This is a genomic window from Duganella sp. (assembly GCF_039595735.1).
Taxonomy (GTDB): domain Bacteria; phylum Pseudomonadota; class Gammaproteobacteria; order Burkholderiales; family Burkholderiaceae_D; genus Rugamonas.
In genome coordinates, this window is record NZ_JBCNLB010000018.1 from 22039 (window position 1) to 44505 (window position 22467).

22 protein-coding genes are annotated in these 22467 nt (G+C 64.6%); 14 read left to right on the forward strand and 8 right to left on the reverse strand.

Annotated features, from left to right (window positions below):
• Window positions 1-59 precede the first annotated feature (59 nt).
• The 4 genes from ABDW57_RS23130 to ABDW57_RS23145 all read left to right on the forward strand — a co-directional run bounded on the left by ABDW57_RS23130 (window position 60) and on the right by ABDW57_RS23145 (window position 7627).
• Window positions 60-2228: a prolyl oligopeptidase family serine peptidase gene (locus tag ABDW57_RS23130; protein ID WP_343732502.1), complete on the forward strand. Its 2169-nt coding sequence runs from the start codon at window positions 60-62 to the stop codon at window positions 2226-2228.
• A complete protein-coding gene (locus ABDW57_RS23135; protein ID WP_343732503.1) occupies window positions 2225-4693 on the forward strand; it encodes a zinc-dependent metalloprotease in 2469 nt (822 codons plus the stop codon). The genes ABDW57_RS23130 and ABDW57_RS23135 overlap by 4 nt, the downstream gene beginning before the upstream one ends.
• 157 nt (window positions 4694-4850) lie before the next feature.
• Entirely contained in the window at window positions 4851-6053 is a 1203-nt protein-coding gene (locus tag ABDW57_RS23140) for an ammonium transporter (protein WP_343732504.1), read from the forward strand.
• Window positions 6054-6196: 143 nt separating this feature from the next.
• Window positions 6197-7627: a PEP-CTERM sorting domain-containing protein gene (locus ABDW57_RS23145; RefSeq protein WP_343732505.1), complete on the forward strand. Its 1431-nt coding sequence runs from the start codon at window positions 6197-6199 to the stop codon at window positions 7625-7627.
• A 45-nt stretch (window positions 7628-7672) separates the two neighbouring features.
• On the opposite strand, the gene ABDW57_RS23150 is transcribed toward ABDW57_RS23145, so the two are convergent.
• Entirely contained in the window at window positions 7673-8248 is a 576-nt protein-coding gene (locus tag ABDW57_RS23150) for an XRE family transcriptional regulator (protein ID WP_343732506.1), read from the reverse strand.
• Between the two features lie 113 nt (window positions 8249-8361).
• Between ABDW57_RS23150 and kbl the strand changes: the two genes are divergently transcribed.
• The 8 genes from kbl to ABDW57_RS23190 all read left to right on the forward strand — a co-directional run bounded on the left by kbl (window position 8362) and on the right by ABDW57_RS23190 (window position 14431).
• Window positions 8362-9561, forward strand: a complete 1200-nt coding sequence (gene kbl / locus ABDW57_RS23155) for a glycine C-acetyltransferase (protein WP_343732507.1) — start codon at window positions 8362-8364, stop codon at window positions 9559-9561.
• A 22-nt stretch (window positions 9562-9583) separates the two neighbouring features.
• Window positions 9584-10552 carry an NAD-dependent epimerase/dehydratase family protein gene (locus ABDW57_RS23160; RefSeq protein WP_343732508.1) on the forward strand — a complete coding sequence of 323 codons (969 nt, stop codon included), beginning with the start codon at window positions 9584-9586 and terminating at the stop codon, window positions 10550-10552.
• On the forward strand, window positions 10552-11925 hold the full coding sequence (locus ABDW57_RS23165) for an L-serine ammonia-lyase (RefSeq protein WP_343732509.1): 1374 nt from the start codon (window positions 10552-10554) through the stop codon (window positions 11923-11925). Before ABDW57_RS23160 ends, ABDW57_RS23165 begins: the two co-directional genes overlap by 1 nt.
• 120 nt (window positions 11926-12045) lie before the next feature.
• On the forward strand, window positions 12046-12984 hold the full coding sequence (locus tag ABDW57_RS23170; protein ID WP_343732510.1) for a hypothetical protein: 939 nt from the start codon (window positions 12046-12048) through the stop codon (window positions 12982-12984).
• A 14-nt stretch (window positions 12985-12998) separates the two neighbouring features.
• Window positions 12999-13241 (forward strand): hypothetical protein, encoded by a 243-nt coding sequence (locus tag ABDW57_RS23175; protein WP_343732511.1) that lies wholly within the window; start codon window positions 12999-13001, stop codon window positions 13239-13241.
• A gap of 81 nt (window positions 13242-13322) precedes the next feature.
• The gene (locus tag ABDW57_RS23180) at window positions 13323-13535 is read left to right on the forward strand and encodes a hypothetical protein (protein WP_343732512.1); all 213 of its coding nucleotides are present in this window, start codon (window positions 13323-13325) and stop codon (window positions 13533-13535) included.
• Window positions 13536-13639: 104 nt separating this feature from the next.
• Window positions 13640-13852 carry a hypothetical protein gene (locus tag ABDW57_RS23185; RefSeq protein ID WP_343732513.1) on the forward strand — a complete coding sequence of 71 codons (213 nt, stop codon included), beginning with the start codon at window positions 13640-13642 and terminating at the stop codon, window positions 13850-13852.
• A gap of 123 nt (window positions 13853-13975) precedes the next feature.
• Complete coding sequence (locus tag ABDW57_RS23190) at window positions 13976-14431, forward strand: CesT family type III secretion system chaperone (protein ID WP_343732514.1); 456 nt, start codon at window positions 13976-13978, stop codon at window positions 14429-14431.
• 244 nt (window positions 14432-14675) lie between these two features.
• Here ABDW57_RS23190 and ABDW57_RS23195 read toward each other — a convergent pair whose 3' ends face one another.
• Genes ABDW57_RS23195 through sctU form a run of 7 tightly spaced genes read right to left on the reverse strand, consistent with a single transcriptional unit; the run spans window position 14676 to window position 21333 of the window.
• Entirely contained in the window at window positions 14676-15509 is an 834-nt protein-coding gene (locus ABDW57_RS23195) for a hypothetical protein (protein WP_343732515.1), read from the reverse strand.
• Window positions 15506-15766, reverse strand: a complete 261-nt coding sequence (sctS, locus tag ABDW57_RS23200) for a type III secretion system export apparatus subunit SctS (protein WP_343732516.1) — start codon at window positions 15764-15766, stop codon at window positions 15506-15508. Before sctS ends, ABDW57_RS23195 begins: the two co-directional genes overlap by 4 nt.
• Before the next feature lie 4 nt (window positions 15767-15770).
• Window positions 15771-16418, reverse strand: coding sequence for a type III secretion system export apparatus subunit SctR (gene sctR, locus ABDW57_RS23205; protein ID WP_343732517.1), 648 nt, complete (start codon window positions 16416-16418; stop codon window positions 15771-15773).
• A complete protein-coding gene (gene sctQ / locus ABDW57_RS23210; RefSeq protein WP_343732518.1) occupies window positions 16402-17619 on the reverse strand; it encodes a type III secretion system cytoplasmic ring protein SctQ in 1218 nt (405 codons plus the stop codon). The genes sctR and sctQ overlap by 17 nt, the downstream gene beginning before the upstream one ends.
• Window positions 17620-17647: 28 nt before the next feature.
• Window positions 17648-18280, reverse strand: coding sequence for a type III secretion system protein SctP (sctP, locus tag ABDW57_RS23215; RefSeq protein WP_343732519.1), 633 nt, complete (start codon window positions 18278-18280; stop codon window positions 17648-17650).
• A gap of 18 nt (window positions 18281-18298) precedes the next feature.
• Window positions 18299-20236, reverse strand: coding sequence for an FHIPEP family type III secretion protein (locus ABDW57_RS23220; protein ID WP_343732520.1), 1938 nt, complete (start codon window positions 20234-20236; stop codon window positions 18299-18301).
• On the reverse strand, window positions 20233-21333 hold the full coding sequence (gene sctU, locus ABDW57_RS23225) for a type III secretion system export apparatus subunit SctU (RefSeq protein ID WP_343732521.1): 1101 nt from the start codon (window positions 21331-21333) through the stop codon (window positions 20233-20235). Before sctU ends, ABDW57_RS23220 begins: the two co-directional genes overlap by 4 nt.
• A gap of 223 nt (window positions 21334-21556) precedes the next feature.
• Between sctU and ABDW57_RS23230 the strand changes: the two genes are divergently transcribed.
• Both ABDW57_RS23230 and ABDW57_RS23235 read left to right on the forward strand, forming a co-directional pair.
• Window positions 21557-22030 (forward strand): HrpB1 family type III secretion system apparatus protein, encoded by a 474-nt coding sequence (locus ABDW57_RS23230; RefSeq protein ID WP_343732522.1) that lies wholly within the window; start codon window positions 21557-21559, stop codon window positions 22028-22030.
• Window positions 22031-22040: 10 nt separating this feature from the next.
• Window positions 22041-22454 carry a hypothetical protein gene (locus tag ABDW57_RS23235; RefSeq protein ID WP_343732523.1) on the forward strand — a complete coding sequence of 138 codons (414 nt, stop codon included), beginning with the start codon at window positions 22041-22043 and terminating at the stop codon, window positions 22452-22454.
• The last annotated feature ends 13 nt before the right edge of the window (window positions 22455-22467 follow it).

Sequence of the window (22467 nt, forward strand, 5' to 3'; positions counted from 1 at the left end):
GTCATGCTTCACGTTATGATCTGTATTCCTGATGAACCCTACATGGATACGGATCACACATGCAACGACGCGCACTGTTAGCCTCCCTGATGATCGCCCAGGCTTCGGCCATGGCCCAAAGCTGCCCGGCCCCCGGTGTCAATCTGACTTACCCTGTCACCCGCACCGTCGACCAGCAGGACAACTACCACGGCACTGTCATCGCCGATCCTTACCGCTGGCTGGAAGACGCCAACAGCGCCGAGACCAAGGACTGGGTCACGGCGCAGAACCAGCTGACCCAAAGCTATCTGGCGCAGATCCCCAGCCGCGAAGCGATCAAGGCGCGCCTGACCAGGCTGTGGAACTTTGAGCGCTTCAGCGTGCCGTTCAAGGAAGGCGGCCGCTATTTCTATAGCCGCAACGATGGCCTGCAAAATCAATCGGTGCTGTACACCATGAAGACGCTGGCCGATGTCCCGCGCCTGCTGCTCGATCCGAACACGCTGGCCGCCGACGGCACGGTGGCGCTGGCCGGCCTGGCGGTCAGCCCGAACGGCAAGTATCTGGCCTACAGCACCGCCGCCTCGGGCTCGGACTGGAACGAGATCAAGGTGCGCGACATCGACAGCGGCAAGGACGTGGAAGACCACATCAAGTGGGTCAAATTCTCGCGCACCGCCTGGCTGCAGGACGGTTCCGGCTTCTTCTACAGCCGCTACGACGAACCGAAGGAAGCCACCAAGCTGGCCGACGTGAACTACTTCCAGAAGCTGTACTTCCACAAGCTGGGCACGCCGCAAAGCGCGGACGTGCTGGTGTACGACCGTCCTGACCACAAGGACTGGGGCTTCAGCGCCGAGGTGACGCAGGACGGCCGCTTCCTGATCATCAATGCCTCGCAAGGCACCGAGAACAAGAACCGCGTGTTCTACAAGGACTTGGGCAAGAAGGACGCCAAGGTGGTCGGCCTGCTGGAAGACTTTGATGCCGCTTATGACTTCATTGGCAACGACGGCCCGGTATTCCTGTTCCGCACCGAGCGCAATGCGCCGCGCGGCCGCATCGTCAGCATCGATACGCGCAAGCCGGGTGTGCTGAACTGGAAGCAGATCGTCCCCGAAAGCAGCAACACCATGATCTCCGCCGCGCTGATCAACAACCAGCTGATCGTCGACTATCTGAGCGACGCGCACAGCCTGGTCAAGGTCTACGACCTGAAAGGCAAGGCGCTGCACGATATCGAACTGCCTGGCCTCGGCACCGCCGCCGGCTTCAGCGGCAAGCGCGCGGACACTGAAACCTTCTACGCCTTCACCGGTTTCACCAACCCGACCACCATCTACCGCTACGATCTGAAGACCAACAAGAGCAGCGTGTATCGCCAGCCCAAAGTGGACTTCGACCCGAATGCGTTTGAAACCCGCCAGGAATTCTTCACCTCGCGCGACGGCACCAAGGTGCCGATGTTCATCGTCTCGAAAAAAGGGCTGAAGCTGGATGGCAGCAATCCGACCTACCTGTATGGCTATGGCGGTTTCAACGTCTCGCTGACGCCGACCTTCTCGGTGGCCAACCTGGCGTGGCTGGAGATGGGCGGCGTGTACGTCATGGCCAATCTGCGTGGCGGTGGCGAATACGGCGAATCGTGGCACGCGGCCGGCACCAAGCTGCAGAAGCAGAACGTGTTTGACGACTTTATCGGCGCGGCCGAATGGCTGGTGGCGCACAAGGTGACCTCGCCGGCCAAGCTGTCGATCGGCGGCGGCAGCAACGGCGGCCTGCTGGTCGGCGCCGCCATGACGCAGCGCCCGGACCTGTTTGCGGCGGCGATTCCGCAAGTGGGCGTGATGGACATGCTGCGCTTCCATAAATTCACCATTGGCTGGGCGTGGACGTCGGACTATGGCTCGTCCGACAATGCGGACGAATTCAAGGCGCTGGTCAAATACTCGCCGCTGCACAACCTGAAGAAGGGCACCTGCTACCCGGCCACCATGATCACCACCGCCGATCACGATGACCGCGTGGTGCCGGCCCACAGCTTCAAGTTTGCCGCCACCGCCCAGGCCGACCAGGCACCGGGCGGCGCGCCGATCCTGATCCGCATCGACAGCAAGGCCGGCCACGGCGCCGGCAAGCCGACCAACAAGCAGATCGAGGAAGTGGCCGACCGCTGGGGCTTCCTGACCCGCGCCCTGCAAATGGATGGCGGCACTGCCGTCACCAAGGCGGCGGGCCAGCAATGATGCGCGCGCCGACTGCCGCATCGCTGCTGCTTGCCTTGCTGATGTCCGGCGCCGTGCCGGTGGCTGTGGCCGCCGACGCCGCGCCGGCGGTGAAGCCGATTGCCGACGTCACGCGCAACCTGCAATCGCAACCGGGCTTTATCGACGTCTGGCGCGATACCGACAAGGGCAGGGTGCTGCTTTCGGTCGCCATGCTGGAGCAGCCCTTCCTGCTGGTGAGCTCCTTGCCTTACGCGCTGGGTTCCAACGATGTGGGACTGGACCGCGCGCAGTCGGGTGAAATGCGCATGGTGCACTTTGAAAAGCACGGCGCGAAACTGTTCCTGGTGCAGGAGAACACCAACTATGTCGCCAACTCGGCGGACCGTGACGAACGCGCCGCCGTGCGCGAGTCCTTCTCCAATTCCGTGCTGTGGTCCGGCGAGATCATCGCCAGCGACAAGGAGCGGCATCTGGTCGACTTCTCCAGCTTCCTGCTGACCGACCGTCACGGCATCGCCGCGCGGCTGGCCGGCGCCAAACAGGGCGCGTACGCCATCGACCCGGCGCGCAGCGCGGTGCTGGCGGCGGAAGCCAAAGCCTTCCCGGACAACGTGGAACTGGAAGCCTTGCTGACCTTTGCCGGTCCGGGTCAGGCGGAATTCGTCAGGCAGGTGGGTGCCGATGCCGCCAGCCTGTCGATGCGTCAGCGTATCAGCATGGTGCGCCTGCCGGCCGCCGATGCGTGGCGCCCGCGCGCTTACCATCCGTATTCCGGCGGTTTCGACGCCAGCTACTTTGACTTCGCCACGCCACTGGCCAGCAGCATCGACGTTCACTGGCAGGTGCGCCACAAACTGGAAAAGACCGATCCGTCGGCGGCCGTCAGCACGGTGAAGAAGCCGATCGTCTACTACGTCGACCGTGGCGCGCCCGAACCGGTGCGTTCGGCGCTGATTCAGGGCGCCTCGTGGTGGGCCAGCGCTTTTGAGAAAGCGGGCTTCAAGGATGCCTACCGCGTCGAGCTGCTGCCGGAAGGCGTGGATGCGCAGGACATCCGCTACAACGTCATCAGCTGGGTGCACCGCGCCACGCGCGGCTGGTCGTACGGGAATGCGCTGACCGATCCGCGCACCGGCCAGATCCTGCGCGGCGCTGTCACGCTTGGATCGCAGCGCGTGCGCCAGGACATCCTGATCGCGGAAGCGCTGCTGGCGCCATACGGTAAAAGCAGCGCCGCCGACAAGCAGAAACTGGCCGAGCAAATGGCGCTGGCGCGGCTGCGCCAGCTGGCTGCGCACGAAGTGGGCCACACGCTGGGCTTCGCGCACAACTTTGCCGCCAGCCGTATGGGCAATGGCTCGGTGATGGATTATCCGCATCCCATCCTCAAGCTGACTACGCAAGGCGAGGTTGATCTGTCCAATGCATACGGCGTAGGCGTCGGCCCCTGGGACGACTACATCGTCAAATACATCTACGGCGATTTTGGCAGTGGCGCACAAGAAGAAGCGGCGCTGGCCAGGCTGCGCGCCGATGCGCGTGCCGCCGGCATGCTGTACTCCAGCGACCAGGATGACCGCGTGCCCGGCGCCAGCCATCCGGACGGCCTGTTGTGGGACTTCGGCCCGGATACGCTGAAGACCTGGGACCAGCTGGGCGCGGTGCGCCAGCGCGCGCTGCAAACCTTCTCGGTCGATGTGCTGCCCGATGCGCGCCAGATCGGCGAGCTGGAAGCGCGGCTGGTGCCGGTCTACCTGCTGCAGCGCTACCAGGGCGAGGCCGTGGCGCGCCTGATCGGCGGCGGCGACTTTGATTACACCAGCGCCGGCGACGTCAGGGCAGGCACCGCCAGGGCCGGCATCAAGCTCACGCCGCCGGACGTGCAGCGCCAGGCCATCAGCCGCCTGACTGACAGCCTGCGCGCCGAGTACCTGGCGCTGCCGGCCAATGTGCTGGATATCCTGACCCCGCCGGCAGCCGGCTACGGCCGCAACCGCGAATACTTTGACACCCGCATGGAATCGGTGTTCGACGCCTTCTCGATCGCCGAATCGGCCGCCGCCCACACCACCGGATTTCTGCTGAACGCCGAGCGCTTCAACCGGCTGGCGTGGCAGCATGCGCGCGACAGCAAGCAGCCGGGCGTGCAGGAAGTGCTGACGCAGCTGCTGCAAAAGACCTGGAAGCGCGACCCGGTGCCGGCCAGCGTGATCGGCGGCGAGGCGGTGCAACTGGCGGCCAACTGGGTGGTCTCCGACAGCCTGCTGCGGCTGCTGGACGGCGGGCAGCTGCACCCGCAGGTGGCGGCCGAGGTGCGGCAATCGGCACGTGAGCTGGTCCAGTGGCTGCAAAAGAACCCCGGCAAGGGCGTCACCGCCGACAGCCGCAAGCAGGCGGCCGACTACATCACTACCTATCTGACTGATCCGCGCAGCGTCAAGTTGCGCGCTGCACCAACGGTGCCGCCCGGCGCACCAATTTAGCGCCTCATGTTGGTGCATCGTCGGCTGCCGCCATTTGATGCACCAACATGAAACCACATTAAAATCAGCCACTTAAGATTTTGCACCAAAGTGGTACAGAAATTGCTTCCCATGTTCAGTCTTTATTTTATGTGCTTTATTTTGGGGAGTAATTTTGATGTCTGGATTCAAAGACGGTGCAGACGCACTGTTTATCTTGCTCGGCGCCATCATGATTTTGGCGATGCATGCCGGTTTTGCCTTCCTGGAATTGGGCACCGTGCGTAAAAAGAACCAGGTCAACGCCTTGGTCAAGATCCTGGTCGACTTCTGCGTATCGACCATCGTCTATTTCTTTGTCGGCTACAGCATTGCTTACGGCGTCAATTTCTTCTCATCGGCCGACGTGCTGGCCGCCAAAAACGGTTTTGAACTGGTCAAATTCTTCTTCCTGCTGACCTTTGCCGCCGCCATCCCGGCGATTATTTCGGGCGGCATTGCCGAGCGCGCGCGCTTTCATCCGCAGACGGCCGCCACGGCGCTGCTGGTCGGCCTGGTCTATCCTCTGTTCGAGGGCATCGCCTGGAACCACCGGTTTGGCGTGCAGGACTGGCTGCTGCAGAGCTTTGGCGCCGAGTTCCATGACTTTGCCGGCTCGGTGGTGGTGCACGCGGTCGGCGGCTGGATCGCGCTGCCGGCGGTGCTGCTGCTGGGGGCACGCCGTGGCCGCTACATGAAAAACGGCGGCATCGCCGCCCATCCGCCTTCGTCGATTCCCTTCCTGGCGCTGGGCGCCTGGATATTGATGGTGGGCTGGTTCGGCTTCAACGTCATGAGCGCGCAAGCGCTGGACAAGATGAACGGCCTGGTAGCGGTCAATTCGCTGATGGCCATGGTCGGCGGCACGCTGGTTGCCACTTCGCTCGGCAAGAACGACCCCGGTTTCGTGCATAACGGCCCCTTGGCTGGCCTGGTAGCGGTCTGCGCCGGTTCCGACCTGATGCATCCGCTTGGCGCGCTGGTCACCGGCGGCATGGCCGGCGCCATCTTCGTCTGGATGTTCACGCTGGCGCAGAACAAATGGAAGATCGACGATGTGCTGGGCGTATGGCCGCTGCACGGCCTGTGCGGCGTCTGGGGCGGCATCGCGGCCGGTATTTTCGGTTTGAAAGCGCTGGGTGGCGCCGGCGGTGTGGCTTTAGGTTCACAATTGGCCGGTACGTTGCTGGGAGTGGCAATCGCAGGCACTGGCGGCACTCTGGTCTACGGTCTGTTGAAGAAAACCGTAGGCTTGCGTCTGGATCCGGAGGAGGAATTCCAGGGGGCCGACCTCTCGATCCACCGCATCACGTCCACGCCGGAGCGCGAATCGAATTGGTAAAAACGCAACATGATATGCCGGAAAGTATTTATTTTAGATCATTCATTTATTCTAATTGACTCGCCGATAATCTTAATCCAGAATCGACACTCATAAGAATAGTAACTATATAAACATGTCAAATTTGAATGAGTGGGTCAATTATGAAATCCTTTCCTAAGCTGATGATCGCCACCGTGGTTGCCGCCGCCTGCGCGCAATCGGCGCACGCGGTAAACATGGTGCAAATCGACGGCGCCCACGCAAGCTTCTTTTATGATGCTGATTTCTGGGGCCTTGGCACTGCCAGCGTCCTGGGCGACAAGATCAGCTTCAGCACGCCGTCCTACTTCAATCAGCGCGCCGAGGGCTATGGCAAGATCGGGGAGGATACCGACCGCTATACCAACCAGACCGCGTCGGCAGTGGTTGCGGTAGCCAAGACGGGCTATCAGTTGACTGGCGGCATCCGCTACGATGTCACCACCACTTATGCGCAACCGGTGGCTGGCGCGTTTGCGTCGCAAGTCAACAACAGCAACATCAGCACCGGCAGCTGGAACGGCAAGACCTTTGTCTCCAATGAGCAACTGGGACAGTTCTCGCTGTTCCTCAGCCGCAGCAGCAGTGCGGACGGCATTGGTTCCGGCAGCACCGACACCACCGGCACCATCAGCGGCGCCGGCACGTATTCGGTAGTGGGGCTGGACAGCTACCTGTTCCTGAGCACTTCGCAACGCGGTATCGGCTATTCGGAAGCCGGTCTCAGCACCGCCAGCTACCAGTTTGGTGTTTCTGCCGTGCCGGAACCGGCGACTTACGGCATGCTGCTGGGTGGCGTGGCCGTGCTTGCGCTGGCTGGCCGCCGTCGCCGCAAGCTGATGGGCGGCTCGCTGCTGGCCGCGGCCAGCCTGGCGGGCACGGCGCACGCTGCCAATTATGTGGAAGTGATCGGCACCCATGTCAGCTTCTTCTACGACGCCGACTACTGGGGCGACAACGCCGCCACCGTGGTGGGCGACAAGATCACCCTGAGCACCCCGACCTATGTCGACCGCACCGCCATTGGCAATTCGCCATCGGAAAAGAACCAGCGCACCTTTGTCGATAACGCTTCGGCCTCGCTGGTGGCGGTGGCGCGCAATGGCTATGCGCTGACCGGCGTGGTCGGCTTCCGGCCGACCGTCACTTATTCGCTGTCGGCCAGCGGCAGCCAGATCGAACTGGCTGGTGGCGAAGCGCTGTCGTATGGCGCGTTTGATGGCGCTAACTTCGCTCAGAGCAGCGCGGTGGGTTACTTCGCGTACAGCACCCAGGTGAATTCCACCGGCGTGGCGCACTCGGGCGTGACCAACGAATTGACGCTCAACGGTATCCTGTACAACGGTCCATCCCGCTTTGACACCCTGGCCCTCGACAATTCGCTGTACCTGACTTCGGTGCAGACCGGCATTGGCACGACCAAGTCGGCGGTGGCGTATTCCTACGATTTCGGCATCACCACCGCAGTGCCGGAGCCAGCCACCTACGGCATGCTGCTGGCCGGCCTGGGCCTGCTCGGTGTTGCTGCCCGCCGCCGCAAGCAAGCCGCCTGAGCGCGGTTCGGTCAATACATGAGGCCCTGCGGGGCCTTTTGTTTTTTAGCGGTGGATCACCACCAGCAGCGCCTTGGCTTCGGTCTTGCCAACATTGCGGATGATGTGCTGCTGGTCCCCCGGGTAGCGCGCCGTGCTGCCCAGCTTGACCTTCTTCTTGTCCGTGCCCACTTCCACCTCGACCGAGCCGTGCAGCAGCGTCAGATGCTCCTGCGCGCCCGGGTCGTGGCCCTGCGAGGCCAGTTCGCCGCCCGGCGACAGCGTCAGTTCATACCATTCATAGCGGCTGGCCAGCTCCAGCGGACCAAGGATGCGCAGCACATAGCCGGCGTGCAGGCCGGGCAGGGTCGGCGTTTCGTGGGCGTCGATCACCCGGATGGTTTCCTGTGCCCGCTCGGCGGTCGCCAGCAATTCGCCAATCTGCACCCCCAGGGCATTGGCCAGGCGCCAGGTGATGGCGATGGTCGGATTGGCTTTCTCGCGCTCGATCTGGGATAACATGGATTTGGAAACGCCGGCAATGCGCGACAGGTCTTCCAGGGTCAGGCCACGGGCCAGGCGCAGGCGCTGCAGGGCGGCACCAACTTCCGGTGGCGCGTTATTTGGTACTGGTGTTTTCATTGTTTGGGTTGCGGAGTTCACTGGCTCGCTATAAAATTCAATATATCGAATTTTAATTCGACATAACGAATTTCGCATAAGATAGTGAAATCGTATCACATACAAGGACCATCATGAGCAATCAGAAAGACACCTTCTACAGCGGCCTCCAGCAAAATCTGGATCAACTGCGCGAGCAGGGCCTGTACAAGCCGGAGCGCGTGCTGGCTTCGCGCCAGGGCTCGGAAGTGATCAGCGATGATGGTCGCACGCTGATTAATATGTGTGCCAACAACTACCTCGGCCTGTCCGGCCAGGAGTGGGTGGCGCAGGCCTCGATCGACGCCACGGAAAAATACGGCTACGGCCTGTCGTCGGTGCGCTTCATCTGCGGCACCCAGACCGTGCACAAGCAGCTGGAGCAGGCCATTTCCAGATTCCTCGGCACCGAGGACACCATTCTGTACGCGGCCGCTTTCGACGCCAACGGCGGCGTGTTCGAGCCGCTGTTCGACGAAAACGACGCCATCATCTCGGATGCGCTGAACCACGCGTCCATCATCGACGGTATCCGCCTGTGCAAGGCGGCGCGCTTCCGCTACGCCCACAACGACATGGCCGACCTGGAGAAGCAGCTGCAGGACGCCGCCGGCAAGCGCCACAAGATCATCGTCACCGATGGCGTGTTCTCGATGGACGGCACCATCGCGCAACTGGACAAGATCGTCGAACTGGCCGACAAATACGGCGCGCTGGTGATGATCGATGAATGCCATGCCTCCGGCTTCATGGGCAAGACCGGCCGCGGCACGCACGAGCACCACAATGTGGTCGGCAAGATCGACATCATCACCGGCACGCTGGGCAAGGCGCTGGGCGGCGCCATGGGCGGTTTCACCTCCGGCCGCAAGGAAGTGATCGAGATGCTGCGCCAGAAATCGCGTCCTTACCTGTTCTCGAACACGCTGGCGCCGTCGATTGCCGGCGCCTCGCTGGCGGTGCTGGAGCGCCTGTCGTCGTCGACCGAGCTGCGCGACCGCCTGCACGAGAACACCGCATACTTCCGCAAGGAGATCGAGCGTATCGGCTTTACCATCAAGCCGGGCACGCACCCGGTGGTGCCGGTGATGCTGTTTGACGCGCCGGTGGCGCAGAAATTCGCCGCCCGCATGTATGAACTGGGCGTGCTGCTGAGCGGCTTCTTCTACCCAGTGGTGCCGATGGGCCAGGCGCGCGTGCGCGTCCAATTGTCCGCCGCCCATACCCGCGAGCAGCTGGACACCGTATTGAAAGCATTCGAACAGGCCGGTCACGAGCTGGGCCTGCTCAAGTAAAACACCGTCGGGACACAATCAAATGACACAGCAAAAAATCCTCGTCATCGGCGCCAATGGCCAGATCGGCAGCGAGCTGGTGGAAGCGCTGGCGCGGCAGCACGGTGCGCAGAACGTCATCGCCAGCGATGTCAGCCCCACCAATCTGTACCACGCCGCGCGCTACACCACCCTGAACGTGCTGGATAAGCAGGCCTTGTCCGCGCTGATCACGGAGGAGGGCATCACCCAGGTGTACCAGCTGGCGGCCATGCTGTCGGCCACCGGCGAGGCGGCGCCGCTGAAGGCGTGGACGCTGAACATGGACGGCCTGCTGAACATCCTGGAAGTGGCGCGCGAACGCGGCGCCGTCGGCAAGCCGCTGAAGGTGTTCTGGCCATCGTCGATCGCCGCCTTCGGCCCCAACACCCCGGCCACCGATACTCCCCAGCTAACGGTGATGGATCCTACCACCATCTACGGCATCAGCAAGCTGGCCGGCGAGCGGCTGTGCGAATACTACTTCCTGAAGTATGGCGTGGATGTGCGCTCGATCCGCTATCCGGGCATCATCAGCTACAAATCGCCTCCTGGCGGCGGCACCACCGACTACGCCATCGCCATCTTCCACGCGGCGCTGCGCGGCGAGCGTTATGAATGCTTCCTCGGCCCGCACACCACGCTGCCGATGATCTATATGCCGGATGCCATCCGCGCCACCATCGAGTTGATGGACGCGCCGGCGGAGCAGGTCAAAGTGCGTTCCTCGTACAACGTGGCCGGCGTCTCGTTCAATCCGGAACAGCTGGCCGCGGCCATCACGCGCAAGCTGCCGGACTTTAAAATCGCCTACAAGCCGGACAGCCGCCAGGCCATTGCCGACACCTGGCCGCAAAGCCTGGACGATGCCACCGCCAGCGCCGACTGGGGCTGGAAAGCACGCATCGGCGTGGATGAAATGGTGGAAGACATGCTGGCCAATATCGACGTCAACCTGGGTAAGGCCGCCTGATGGACATGAGCGTATTCGATCTGTTCAAGATCGGCATTGGACCCTCCAGCTCCCACACCGTGGGACCGATGGTGGCGGCACGCCGCTTTTTGCTGGACAACGCGCCGCTGGATGACGTAGCCGAAGTCAAGGCCGAGCTGTATGGCTCGCTGGCCCTGACCGGCGTCGGCCATGCCACCGACAAGGCAGTGCTGCTTGGCCTGATGGGCGAAACGCCGCAGGACGTGGTGCCCACCAGCGTGGACGCGCAACTGGCGGAAGCGGAAGCAGCCGGCCACCTCAAGCTGCTTGGCGCCCATCCGGTGCCGTTCAAGCGCGGCACCCATCTGGTATTCCACATGGCTGAATCGCTGCCCGAGCATCCGAACGGCATGCGCTTCACGCTGACCCGCAAGGATGGCCGCAGCGTCGGCAAAGTGTATTACTCGGTCGGCGGCGGTTTTATCCGCGAGGAGGGCGAGGCGCCTGCGGCAGCTGCCGCCAGCGTGGCCGTGCCTTACCCGTTTGGCACCATGGCCGAACTGCTGGCGCACGGCGTGCGCAGCGGCCTGACCATCCCGCAGATGCTGCGCGCGAACGAGTGCGCGCGCATCAGCGAAGAAGTGCTGGACGCCGGCCTTGACAAGATCTGGCACGTCATGCGCGATTGCATAGCGCACGGCCTCGATACCGCCGGCCAGCTGCCCGGCGGCTTGAACGTCAAGCGCCGCGCCGCCGCCCTGTGGAAGCAGGCCAGCAGTGCCGCCGTCAACAGCTTGCCGCACGATGCCATGCATCAGGTGAGTTTGTACGCGATGGCGGTCAACGAGGAGAATGCCGCCGGCGGCCGCGTGGTCACCGCGCCAACCAATGGCGCGGCCGGCATCATCCCGGCCGTGCTGCGCTACTACGCGGAAGACTGCAAACCGGCCGACCCGGTGGCCGGCGTGCGCAACTTCCTGCTGACGGCGGCGGCCATCGGCATGCTGTGCAAGCGTAACGCCTCCATCTCCGGCGCGGAAATCGGCTGCCAGGGCGAAGTCGGCGTGGCCTGCGCCATGGCCGCTGCCGGCCTGGTGGCGGCGCTGGGCGGCAGCAATGGCCAGATCGAGAACGCGGCGGAAATCGGCATCGAGCACCATCTGGGCATGACCTGCGATCCGATCGGCGGCCTGGTGCAGATTCCGTGCATCGAACGCAATGGCATGGGCGCGGTCAAGGCCATCACGGCCGGCTCGCTGGCTCTGAAGGGCGACGGCACCCACTTCGTCAGCCTGGATGACGTGATCGAAACCATGCGCCAGACCGGCGCCGACATGCAGGCCAAGTACAAGGAAACCTCCCTCGGCGGGCTGGCAATCCACGTCATCACCGTCAATCACGCGGCCTGCTGACGCGGGTTCGGAATACGCGATACAAGTTCGGTTTGCGCCTGCGTCGCCGATGAACTGAACGATAAAGTACTCCCCATGGACTGAAGCAATGGATGCTTCAAACCGATGAGGGAGTGCTACATGATCAAGGAAATCCGTATTCTGAGCGGGCGCCATCGCGGCGCCACGCTACCGCTGACGGCGGGCAGCTGGCGCATCGGCTGTGACGATGCGGCCGCCGTCCACATCAGCGACTGGCAGCATGCTGCAGTCAACCTGACCATTGCCGAAGACGGCCGCATCTGCTGGCAGGCCGACGGCGCCACCGACGCGGTGGCAGTCACCGAACACCAAATCATTCATTTTGACGCTATCGCGCTGTGCATCGGCGCGGTCGGCGGCGACGCCGCTGAACCAGCGCTGCCGGTTGCGGCTGCCGCAACGCCGGAGCGCCACAAGCGGCGCTGGCTGGCGCTGAGCGCGCTGGCCGTGCCGGCAGCCTTGCTGAGCAGCGCCTTGCTGGCAATGCAGCCGCCGCATGCCGATCCCGGCACGCCGCTGGACGGACTGCGCCGCCGCTTGCCAGCGCTGCTGGCCGGCATCGGCCAGGGGGCGCTGCAAGTCCATCAGCAAGATGGCCTGATCGTGGTGCAGGGCGTGGTCCGCGACGGCGCCGAGGCAGGCGCGGTGCGCTCGCTGCTGCACGAAGTCGCACCGGAGCGCTCGGTGGCGCATCTGGCCATCGTCAACGAGGTGTTGGCCAGCATCACCGAATCGCTGCGCGAACCCACACTTACCCCACATTACGAAGGCAAGGGCATTTTTGTTGTCAGCGGCACTACCCGTGACAGCGCTGTGGTGCGGCGCCGCCTGGCGCAACTGGCGGCCGATCTCGGTCCTGCCGTGACCCGGCTCGACGCCCAGGTCACCGAGGTGCGGCCTGGCTGGAGCGTGGCCGACAGCGATTCCGCACTGGATACGGACGGCGTGCGCTATGTGCAGTCGCTGGACGGCAGCAAGCATTTCCCCGGCGCGCCAATGGCCGCCGCCGCCCCGGTGGCCGTGGCCACCCCGCACTGACCGAGGAGCGCACCATGTTTCCCGCATTGACGAATGAAATTCTTGCCGACCTGGACCGTTTCCAGGCCCTGGTCGAAGCCCAGCCTGACGATCCGCGCGGTCTGGCGGTGGTGCAGGCCTTGCAGCAAAGCGCCGCCGCCTTTGAAGGCTGGGCCGGCATCGCTGATCCGGCGCTGCGCAAGGAGAGTCAGACCCTGCACGCAGGCTTGCAGGCCGCCGTGCAGATTTGCCAGAGCTTGCAGCAAGCCCCCATTTGAATTGTCGTACCCGTTGTACCCGTGTCGCACCCTGTTGTACCACCCATGTTGGGATATTTCACTTTTTAAAGGAACTTTATCATGCCAGGTCCAAGCACCGTATCGAACGTCACCAGCACCGTGTCCAACTTCGGCGACGCCGCCGAAACCATCGCCGCAGCGCGCGCTTCGTCGATTGCCACCATGGCCGCGCAGGACGAAATCGCACGCATCCAGAACGAGATCGCCCTGAACCAGGCGAAGAACTCGGTTATCGAAGAACTGGGCAAAGGCGTAAAAGCGCTGGCGCAGTAATTCCTCGTCATGCCGGGCGGCGCGAGGTCACGTCGCGCCCGCCCGGCAGACAAGCTTGTTGGTGTCACTTCTGTATGTTTTTTATCTTTTAAAGGAACTTTATCATGCCAGGTCCAAGCACCGTATCGAACGTTACCAGCACCCTGTCCAACTTTGGCGACGCCGCCAGCACCATCGCCGCCGCCCGCGCATCGTCGATCGCCACCATGGCCGCGCAGGACGAGATCGCACGTATCCAGAACGAGATCGCCCTGAATCAGGCCAAGAACTCGGTGATCGAGGAGTTGGGCAAGGGCGTGAAAGCGCTGGCGCAGTAATGCCGGCCATGCCGCCGCGCCGGAAGGTGTGGCGCAGTCGGGCGTGTACGCGGTTGCGTGCACGCTTGCTCCCGATAACCGGCGCAAGCCGGTTTTTTGCCATCTACCGTTGATTGGTCCACCGTGAGTGCAGAACGCTATACCGCCGTAGTCAAGGAATTGTGCGCCAGCATGGGGATTCCGGACGTTGCCGCCGTGCTGGAGCAGCGCGTGCTGGAGGTTGAGGGGTTCGATGTCCTGATCGATCATGTCGAGGCCGATCCCAATGCGCTGTATCTCAACTTTAACTACGGCATCGTCAGCAGCGGCCGCACGCTCAAGGTGTTCCGCCTGCTGCTGGAAGCCAATCTGCTGGTGTACGCGCAGGATCAGGCGCAACTGGGCATGGACGCGGATACGGGCGGCATCGTCATGATTGTGCGGGTGGAGTTTTGCAATGAAGTCGGCGCAGACTGGTTGACCTCGCTGCTAGCGCATTACGCCGAACACGGGCGCTACTGGCGCGACAATATTTTCCAGGTCGATGACGAGATGTTTGAACAGGTGGCCAATGGCTCCTACCTCTGGATGAAAGTCTGAGCCGGGAAGGGCGGCGCCGCCAACGCCGACACCAGCGCCCACCGCCACCCAAACCAGCTCAACGTGCGGAGGACGCAGGCGAGCGGCATCAACAGCTACACCGCCGCCGTCGACACCGCCCAGCAAACTACACCATGAAATAAATCCGGGGTCAGGTCCGGAAATTCAACATGAGCTCGTGTAGAAATGACGGACCTGACCCCGGAGTTCAGAGCGACGGTGGCTTTCAGCGGGGGGCGCCGCCTTAGCGGTGCGCGGTCTTCAGCAGAACGTCGAGTCTGGCGATGGCCAGCGCGCGCTGGCGCGAGGTGCGTGGACGCGCGGCATTGAGCAGCAGTACCGGCAGCAGCAGATGCAGCTGGCGCAGCGCCGGCGCCGCTTGCGCCGATGGCGGCGGCAGCAGCGAGATTAGGCGCTGCTTGACGGCGGCCAGCTTGTCCGGCGCGGTGGTGGTCGGCTGCGCCAGGTATTCGCGCATGATGCGCATCACCGCAGTGACCAGCGGCAGGCTGTGCGCGGGATCGCTTTTCAACGCACGCAGGTCGACCAGTGCGCCTTCCAGCGCGCCGGCGGCGGCCACGCCGCGCTGGATAAAATCACGCACCAGGCCATCCAGGACGGTTGGCGCCTGCGGCGCCGGCGCGCTGGTGTGCTGGCGTTGCCACGGGTCGCGCGGCGATTCCCCGGGTTGCTGGCCCGGATCGCCATCCTGTTTCCTGGCGCTGGCGCGGATCATCGGCCGCCATGGCGACTGCGCCTGCGTTTCCAGCATCAATAACAGCTCTTCAAATTCGCTGGCGTTGTCGTTGGCCTCGGCATTGCTGGCACCGCGTTTCTGGCGCATGCGCAGCCTGGCTTGCAGGCCAGCCAGGCGTCCGTGATGCAAGGGCGTCAGGACCAGATCGGGCTGCTGGGCCGCGTCGGCGGCGGCCGACCAATGCGCGTGGCCGGCGCGACGGCCGGCCAGACTGCGTTGCGCGGCCGCCGCCGCGCTGAGTATGGGTTGATTGCTGGCTTCGATCTCGGCTTGCGCCTGCAGCAGTTGGAGTGCGCTTGGCCCGCCGGCATCGACCCTCATGCGAAGATCGACGCCATCACGCTGCGGGCAAATTGCAGCACCGCCGAAGCGCCCCAGGGCGCGGCCAGCATGATGGTCACGGCCACCGCCACCAGCTTGATGCTGTGCGAGATGCTGGAATCCTGCAGCGATGTCACGGCCTGCAGGAACGAGACCAGCAGTCCGACCAGCGCCGCCACCAGCACCGCCGGCAGCGATACGAGCAGGCACAGCATCATTGCGGTGGACGTCATGCGTCCGATATTGTCAAAATCCATAAGCTCACCGGTAAGTCAGCACGAGGCCGTGGATCAGGGTGGACCAGCCGTCCATCACCACGAACAGCAGCAGTTTGAAGGGAATGGCGACATTGCTGGGCGTGACTTGCGACAGCCCCAGCGCCATCAGGATATTGGCCACCACCAGGTCGATCACCACAAACACCAGGTACAGCAGGAAGCCGATCTTGAAGGCGGCGGTCAGCTCGGTCAGCGCGAAGGCCGGCGCCAGCACCACCAGGTCGTTGGGCTTGAGTTGGGCCGCCTTCTCGGCCGGCCACACCTGGGCGGCGGACCGCAGGAAGAAGGCTTTCTCGCGCTCATTGGTATGCTTGAGCAGGAACTGGCGGAACGGGTCACGCGCGCTATCAAGCAATTGCACCACGGCGTTGCCGCCCTCGGCGCTGCCATGCGTCTGTGCCTGCTTCATCGCCTCCATGCCGACCGGCGCCATCACATAGCAAGAGACGATGATGGCGATGCCGTTCAGGACGGTGTTGGGCGGCACCTGCTGCACGCCGATGGCGTTGCGCAGCAGCCCCAGCACGACCACGATCTTGGTATAGGAGGTGACCACCATGGCGGCAAACGGCAGCAGCGCCAGGGCGAAGATGGCCAGGATGAGGGAGGCGAAATCAGGCGTCTGCGTCATCGCCATGCACCATCATGTCCAGCTGAAAACCCAGTTGTTCACCGACCACGATGAGCTGGCCGTGGCCGATCACCTGGCCGCAGGCGACCATGCGCACGCGCGCATCGGCCAGCGCCAGCGGCAGCGCCAGCACCTGGCCAGGCTGCAAAGCACCCAGTTGCTGCAGCGGCATCGCCATGGTGGCAATTTCCAGGGTGATGGGCAGTTCCAGTGCGGCCACATCGGTGGCGTTGTCATGACGGGCGGTGTCGGGTTCCATGGTGTCGGGTTCCAGGCTGAGGGTGGGGAAAGAATCCAGGGTGATTGTGTTGCCGGCGATCGCTGCGGCGGCACGGTAGTGCAGGCCTTGCGGCGCGCCCCAGCGCAGCGTGATGCCGGACAGCGTGGTGCTGTCGCGGACGCCGCCGCGCCATCCCAGCAGCACGTCGCCGCGGCGCAGCGAGGCCAGCAGGGCCGGCGTGCAGCGGCGCGCGCCCAGCACGGCGGCGCCGGCCAGCGGCAGCGTCCCCAGCCAGGCCGGCAAGTCGAGCTGCGGACGCGGTACGGCTTCCAGCGCGTCGAGCAGGGGGGAGTCGATGCCGGTGATGATCAGGATGGCGCCATCCGGCGAAGGCGCGCCGGCCGCGCGCAGCTGCACGCCCAGGCCCGGCGGCAAGGCATGCTGCACCTCTTGGCCCAGCGGCGACAGCGCCGCCACTGACCGCGGGCGCAGGCCAAGGCACGGCGGCGTGGCATGCTGCGCATCGTCGTCCAGCGGCGGCGGTGCCGCCACCGGGAGCGCGGGCAGGCCGAGGCCCGGCGGCGGGGTATGCCGCGCGTGGTCGTCCAGCGGCGTCAGTGCCGTCACCGACAGCGCGGGCAAGCCCAGTTGCTGCCAGCGTTGCAGCCAGGGCTGCAGCAGGATGTCGGCCAGCGCCGCGCGCCATGGGGCCGATGGCGCCAGCGCCGCGCTCTCCAGTGCCGGGTAGGGCGGCAGCGCGAACAGGCAGTCGATCGCGCCGTGTTCGCTGTTTAGCCTCAGCCGCGCCAGGTGTGCGGACGCGGCCTGACTGGGCGGCGTTGGCAGCGCAGTCCAGCCCAGGTGTTCGGCCAGCAGTGCGCTGCGGCGGTCGAACAGCAGGCGCGTGAGGCGCGCCAGCGCGGGCGCGAGCGCGGGCAGGCGCGTATGCAAGGGGTAAATGGTGTTGCTCTCTCGGGGCATGACGATTTCCTGTTTTGGGGCGCCGGCGTCACCAGCAAACAATGTCCACTTCGATCCGGGCCGGCAGCAGGGCGCTCAGGCGTTGCTGCAGTTCCTTGCTGTGGTCCCAGATTACGCTGCGGGCCTGGTGGTCCGCGCTCTCAAACCGAAGCAATAGCCGACAGGACGAAAGATGCAGATACAGTCGGGTGGCCGGCAGCAGGGCCGGGTCGATGGCGATCTGGAGTTCCCAGTTGCCGCTGTCCATGATGGATGGCGCGTTGCAGAATTGGGCGATGACGCTGGCCAGGCGGGCCGTGCGCATCGCCTCCTGCTCATCAAGCGCGCAGGCGCGGGCAATGCGAGGCGATAGAGCCGGTTCATTGCACTCAGGCGCTGGCGGGAGGACCGGCGCCACAGCAGGGGGCAGCTGTGCGGCCAGATCGGCCGCCATGCGCATCGTCAGGCGTTGCTGCAGCGTGCCCGCGTCCTCGACCGCTGCCGTGGCCGTGACGTCTTCGCCGCTGCCGGGCACCTCACCGTGGTCGCCAGCGGGCTGCACGGTTTCCATGCTGGCGCGGAACTGCAGCCGCAATGCGCGCTGGCGCCCGCTGCCGATGGCGGGCGCCATGCTGCGCCCCAGCAGCCGCACGGGCTGGGTATCGGGTGGCTTGATGGCCATGTCCGCTGCGGCCCGCGCTTACAGCACCAGCTTGCCGAGCGGCTGCAATTCGACATTGCCGCCCAGCTCCTGGTACGAATACACGTTCAGCCACGCGAGCCGCTGTTCTATCATGCGGCGCACGTAGCGACGAATGTCCATCGAGGTCACCACGGCCAGCAATGGTGCCGGTGCCGGCCCGGCGATGTGTTCCAGCCGCGTGATGATGGCTTGCACCTGGTCCGGCGGCAAGGTCAGGTAATTGCCGGCCGGTGTGGTCTTGATGGCCTGGCGTATCAGTTGTTCGACCGAGTTGTCGAGCAGGATGGCTGGCAGCTGGCGCGCCCCGGCCGTGGCGCGGTGGGCGATGAAGCGGCCCAGATCGCCGCGCACATACTCACTCAGCGTCAGCATGTCTTTTTCTTTCGGGCCCCACGCCACCAGGCTTTCCAGGATGGCGCGCATATTCCGGATCGGGATATGTTCTTCAAGCAGGCGGCGCAGCACGTCCGCGATGCGCTGCACCGGCAGCGCCTTCTTGACTTCATCCACCAGGCCCGGATAATCCGCGGCCACCCGGTCCAGCAGCCACTGGGTTTCCTGCAGGCCGACAAACAGCTGGGCGTGGGCGCGCAGCGTGTCTACGGTGGCGGCGACGATGGCGGCTTCCAGTTCGCCGGCGGCGGACGGTGCCGGCAATTCCTGGCCGCCCACCGGCACATCCTGCAGCGCCAGCTCGTAGCGCAGGCCCTCCAGCGCGGCGCTGGTCCATACCGCCGCGCCGGGAAAGGGCAGGCCCAGTTCCTCGACCAGACCCTGGCGCGCCGCCTCGAAGGCCGCATCCAGCCGCGCCGCATCCAGCAGCGCAGCCAGCGGCAACGACAACCGCAGCGCGATCTGCGGCGAGAACGCCGGCGCGCTGGCGCTGATGGTGGGCACGCCCTGCTTGTCCTCCAAACCGGCCAAACGCTTGAGCGCAGGCAGTTCCACACCGTCCGGCGCCACTGCCTTTTCCTGTTTGCGCAGCACCACGCCGGCCGCGCAGATCAGCGCCGCCAGCAGCAGGAACATGGTCGATGGAAAACCGGGCACGAAGGCGAAGGCGCTCAGCAGGGCGCTGGCGGTGAACAGCGCACGCGCGTTGCCGCTCAGCTGGCGGGCAATCTCGGCGCCCAGCGACTGCTCGCCCTCGCGGTGTTCATCGGCCACCCGGGTAATCATGATGCCGGCAGCGACCGAGATCAGCAGCGATGGAATCTGCGACACCATGGCGTCACCGATCGACAGCACCGCGAAGCGGTTGGCCGCCTCGCCAGCGGTCATGCCGTGGTAGCTGACGCCGACCACTACCCCGGCCAGGATGTTGACCAGGGTGATGATCAGGCCGGCGATGGCGTCGCCCTTGACGAACTTCATGGCGCCATCCATGCCGCCGTGCAGCTGGCTCTCGGTGGCCAGCAAGGCACGCTTGCGGCGGGCGGCGTCCGCGCTCAGGTTGCCGGCGCGCAGGTCGGCATCAATGCTCATCTGCTTGCCCGGCATGGCGTCCAGCGTGAAGCGTGCGCCGACCTCGGCCACCCGCTCCGAGCCCTTGGCGATCACGATGAACTGCACCGTGGCAATAATCAGGAACACCACCAGCCCGACCACCAGGTTGCCGCCCACCACCAGCTGGCCGAAGCTCTCGATGATGTGGCCGGCGTCGGCATGCAGCAGGATGGACTTGGTCGAGGCGATGTTCAGCGACAGCCGGAACATGGTGGTGAACAGCAGCAGCGAGGGAAACGACGAGAACGACACCGCGTTGGGGATGTACATGGTCATCATCAGCAGGATCACGCTGAGCGAGATATTCACCGCCAGCAGGGTGTCGATCACCAGCGTCGGCAGCGGCAGGATCATCAGCGCGATGACCGCCACCACCACGGCGGCAATGGCGATTTCGCCGCCCAGGTCCATTTTCTTCAACACATTCATAGTGGGTCCACCAGGTGAGAGGAAGAGGGCGGCAGTGCGCCGGCCTCGGGCGTACCGATGTCGCGCACCCATTTCAGGATGACGGCAACGGTCTCGAACAAGGTTTCAGGGATGGCGCCGCCGAGCGGCACCGTGTACAGCGCGCGCGCCAGCGGCGGATTGCCGATCACCGGGATCGCCAGTTCCTGCGCCAGGCGGCGGATTTCCAGCGCCTGCTCGTCCAGCCCCTTGGCCACCACTTGCGGCAGGCCGTAGCCGTGCGGGTCGTAGCACAGCGCCACCGCGTAGTGGGTCGGATTGACGATCACCGCCTGGGCGCGGCGCAGCTGCTCGCGGCCGGGCGGCGGCGGACCGTGGGCGATTTCCTTGGCGATGGCTTTGCGCTGGCCCTTCAGGTGCGGGTCGCCGTCGGATTCCTTGTGCTCGCGCTTGACCTCGTCCTTGCTCATGCGCTGGTCGCGGATGAACAGCCAGCGCTGCACCGCATAGTCGGGCACGCCGATCAGCAGGAACAGCACGGCGCCGACCAGCAGGAAACGGGTCAGCACCTGCCAGGCCAGTTGCACGATGTCCAGCGCCGGCTGGTAGACCGCGCCGACAATCATCGGCGTGAGCAGGGTCAGGGTTTTCCACATCACCGCGAAGATCAGCACTGCCTTGATCGCCATCTTGGCCAGATCCACCATGGAGCGGGCTGAGAAAATGCGGGTCAGGCCGGCGCCGGGGTTGACAGCATCGAACTTGGGCTCGACCGGCTTCATCGACAGGTTGAAACCGGTTTGCATCAGTGTGCCGATCACGGCTGCCAGCACGCTCACCAGCAGAAATGGCGCCAGCAGCAGCAAGCCTTGCAGGCCGATGCGCCGGGCGTACAGCAGCAGGTCGGCGTCCGGACGGCTGATGGCGCCCAGGTCAGACACCGACGATAGCAGCGAGCGCAGGCCGTCGGCCAGCATCGGCCCGGCCATGATCATCAGCGCCGCGTTGCCCAGCAATACAGCGGCAGCGGTGATGTCGGTGCTCTTCGGCGATTTGCCGTCGCGCTTGGCGTCCTCCATCTTCTTGGCACTGGGTTCTTCGGTTTTCTCGTCTGACATGGGCGGTGGCTTTTGGGGGAAGTTGTTCGCACAGATTGTCTACCGCGCTTGCGGCGACAGCGCGCTGGCAAACGAAGTGTGGATGCCTGCACCGAAGCGCCCGTGCCGCCTGCGACCGGCTTCGGGGCAAGTTCGTTTGCCGCATCGCCGGTTCGTTTTGTCCCGCCGGGCGCCACGGCGGCGGCGGTACAGTACTCAGACCCAAGCAACGCCAGGAGCGACCATGAACGATTACAGCAAGTGCGACAAGCCGGTGGTCACCGGCCTGATCGAGGTTTTGATGGCCGGCATCAAGCACGGCAAACTGGCCGAGGCCGATGCCCTGCTGGCTGCGCTGCGCGTGCTGCGCCCGCAGTTCCGCGAGCTCGACACTTTCGATGTCTGGCTGCTGATCAAGCGCAAGCGCTATCTTGAGGCCACCCAGGTGCTGCGCAATCTGCACGGCAGCAGCGACGAAATGCAGAACCTGCCCATCTGCACCGCCTTGCACGCGATGTGCCTGTATGCCTCGGGCGACGAGGGCTGGCGCATCAGCGCCAACGAAGTCTTGACCCGCAACGACGACGAGGACGCGGTCGCGCTGGTCAATATGTTGTACGGCAAAGGCCCGGCAACTACCGGCGACGCGCCGCCGGCCGCGCCGGAACAGCCGGCCGCCATGGACGCCATGGCCCACACCTATTATCTGCGCGCTTGAGGAGACTGTGATGGTCGCACCGATTCCTCCCGTGAGTCCGGTCCCGCCGGCCCCTGTGGCGGCCGCAGATGCTGGCGCGGCCGTGCAGCCCGGCGCCGCCATGCCGCCGCCTCCCGAGCCAGGGCTGGTTGACCGCTTTGCCGCGCTGATGCAGGAAGTGGGCCACAGTCCGGCGGCGCAGCGGCACCCGCACGGACCGTCGCAACTGTCGCGCATGATCGCTGCCGAAGACCAGTCGGCCAGGGCCACCCTGGATGGGGTGCGCGCGTTGTCGATTGGCGACCTGCACAATACCACCGAAGCGGCCGCCGCCGTGATGCAGATGCAGACCGAGATGGCAGTGTTGTCGTTCAAGCTGAACGTGGTCAACACGCTGGCCGAGTCCGGCAAGACCTCGGTCCAGACCCTGATGAAGAACCAATAGGGAGTCGGCGTGA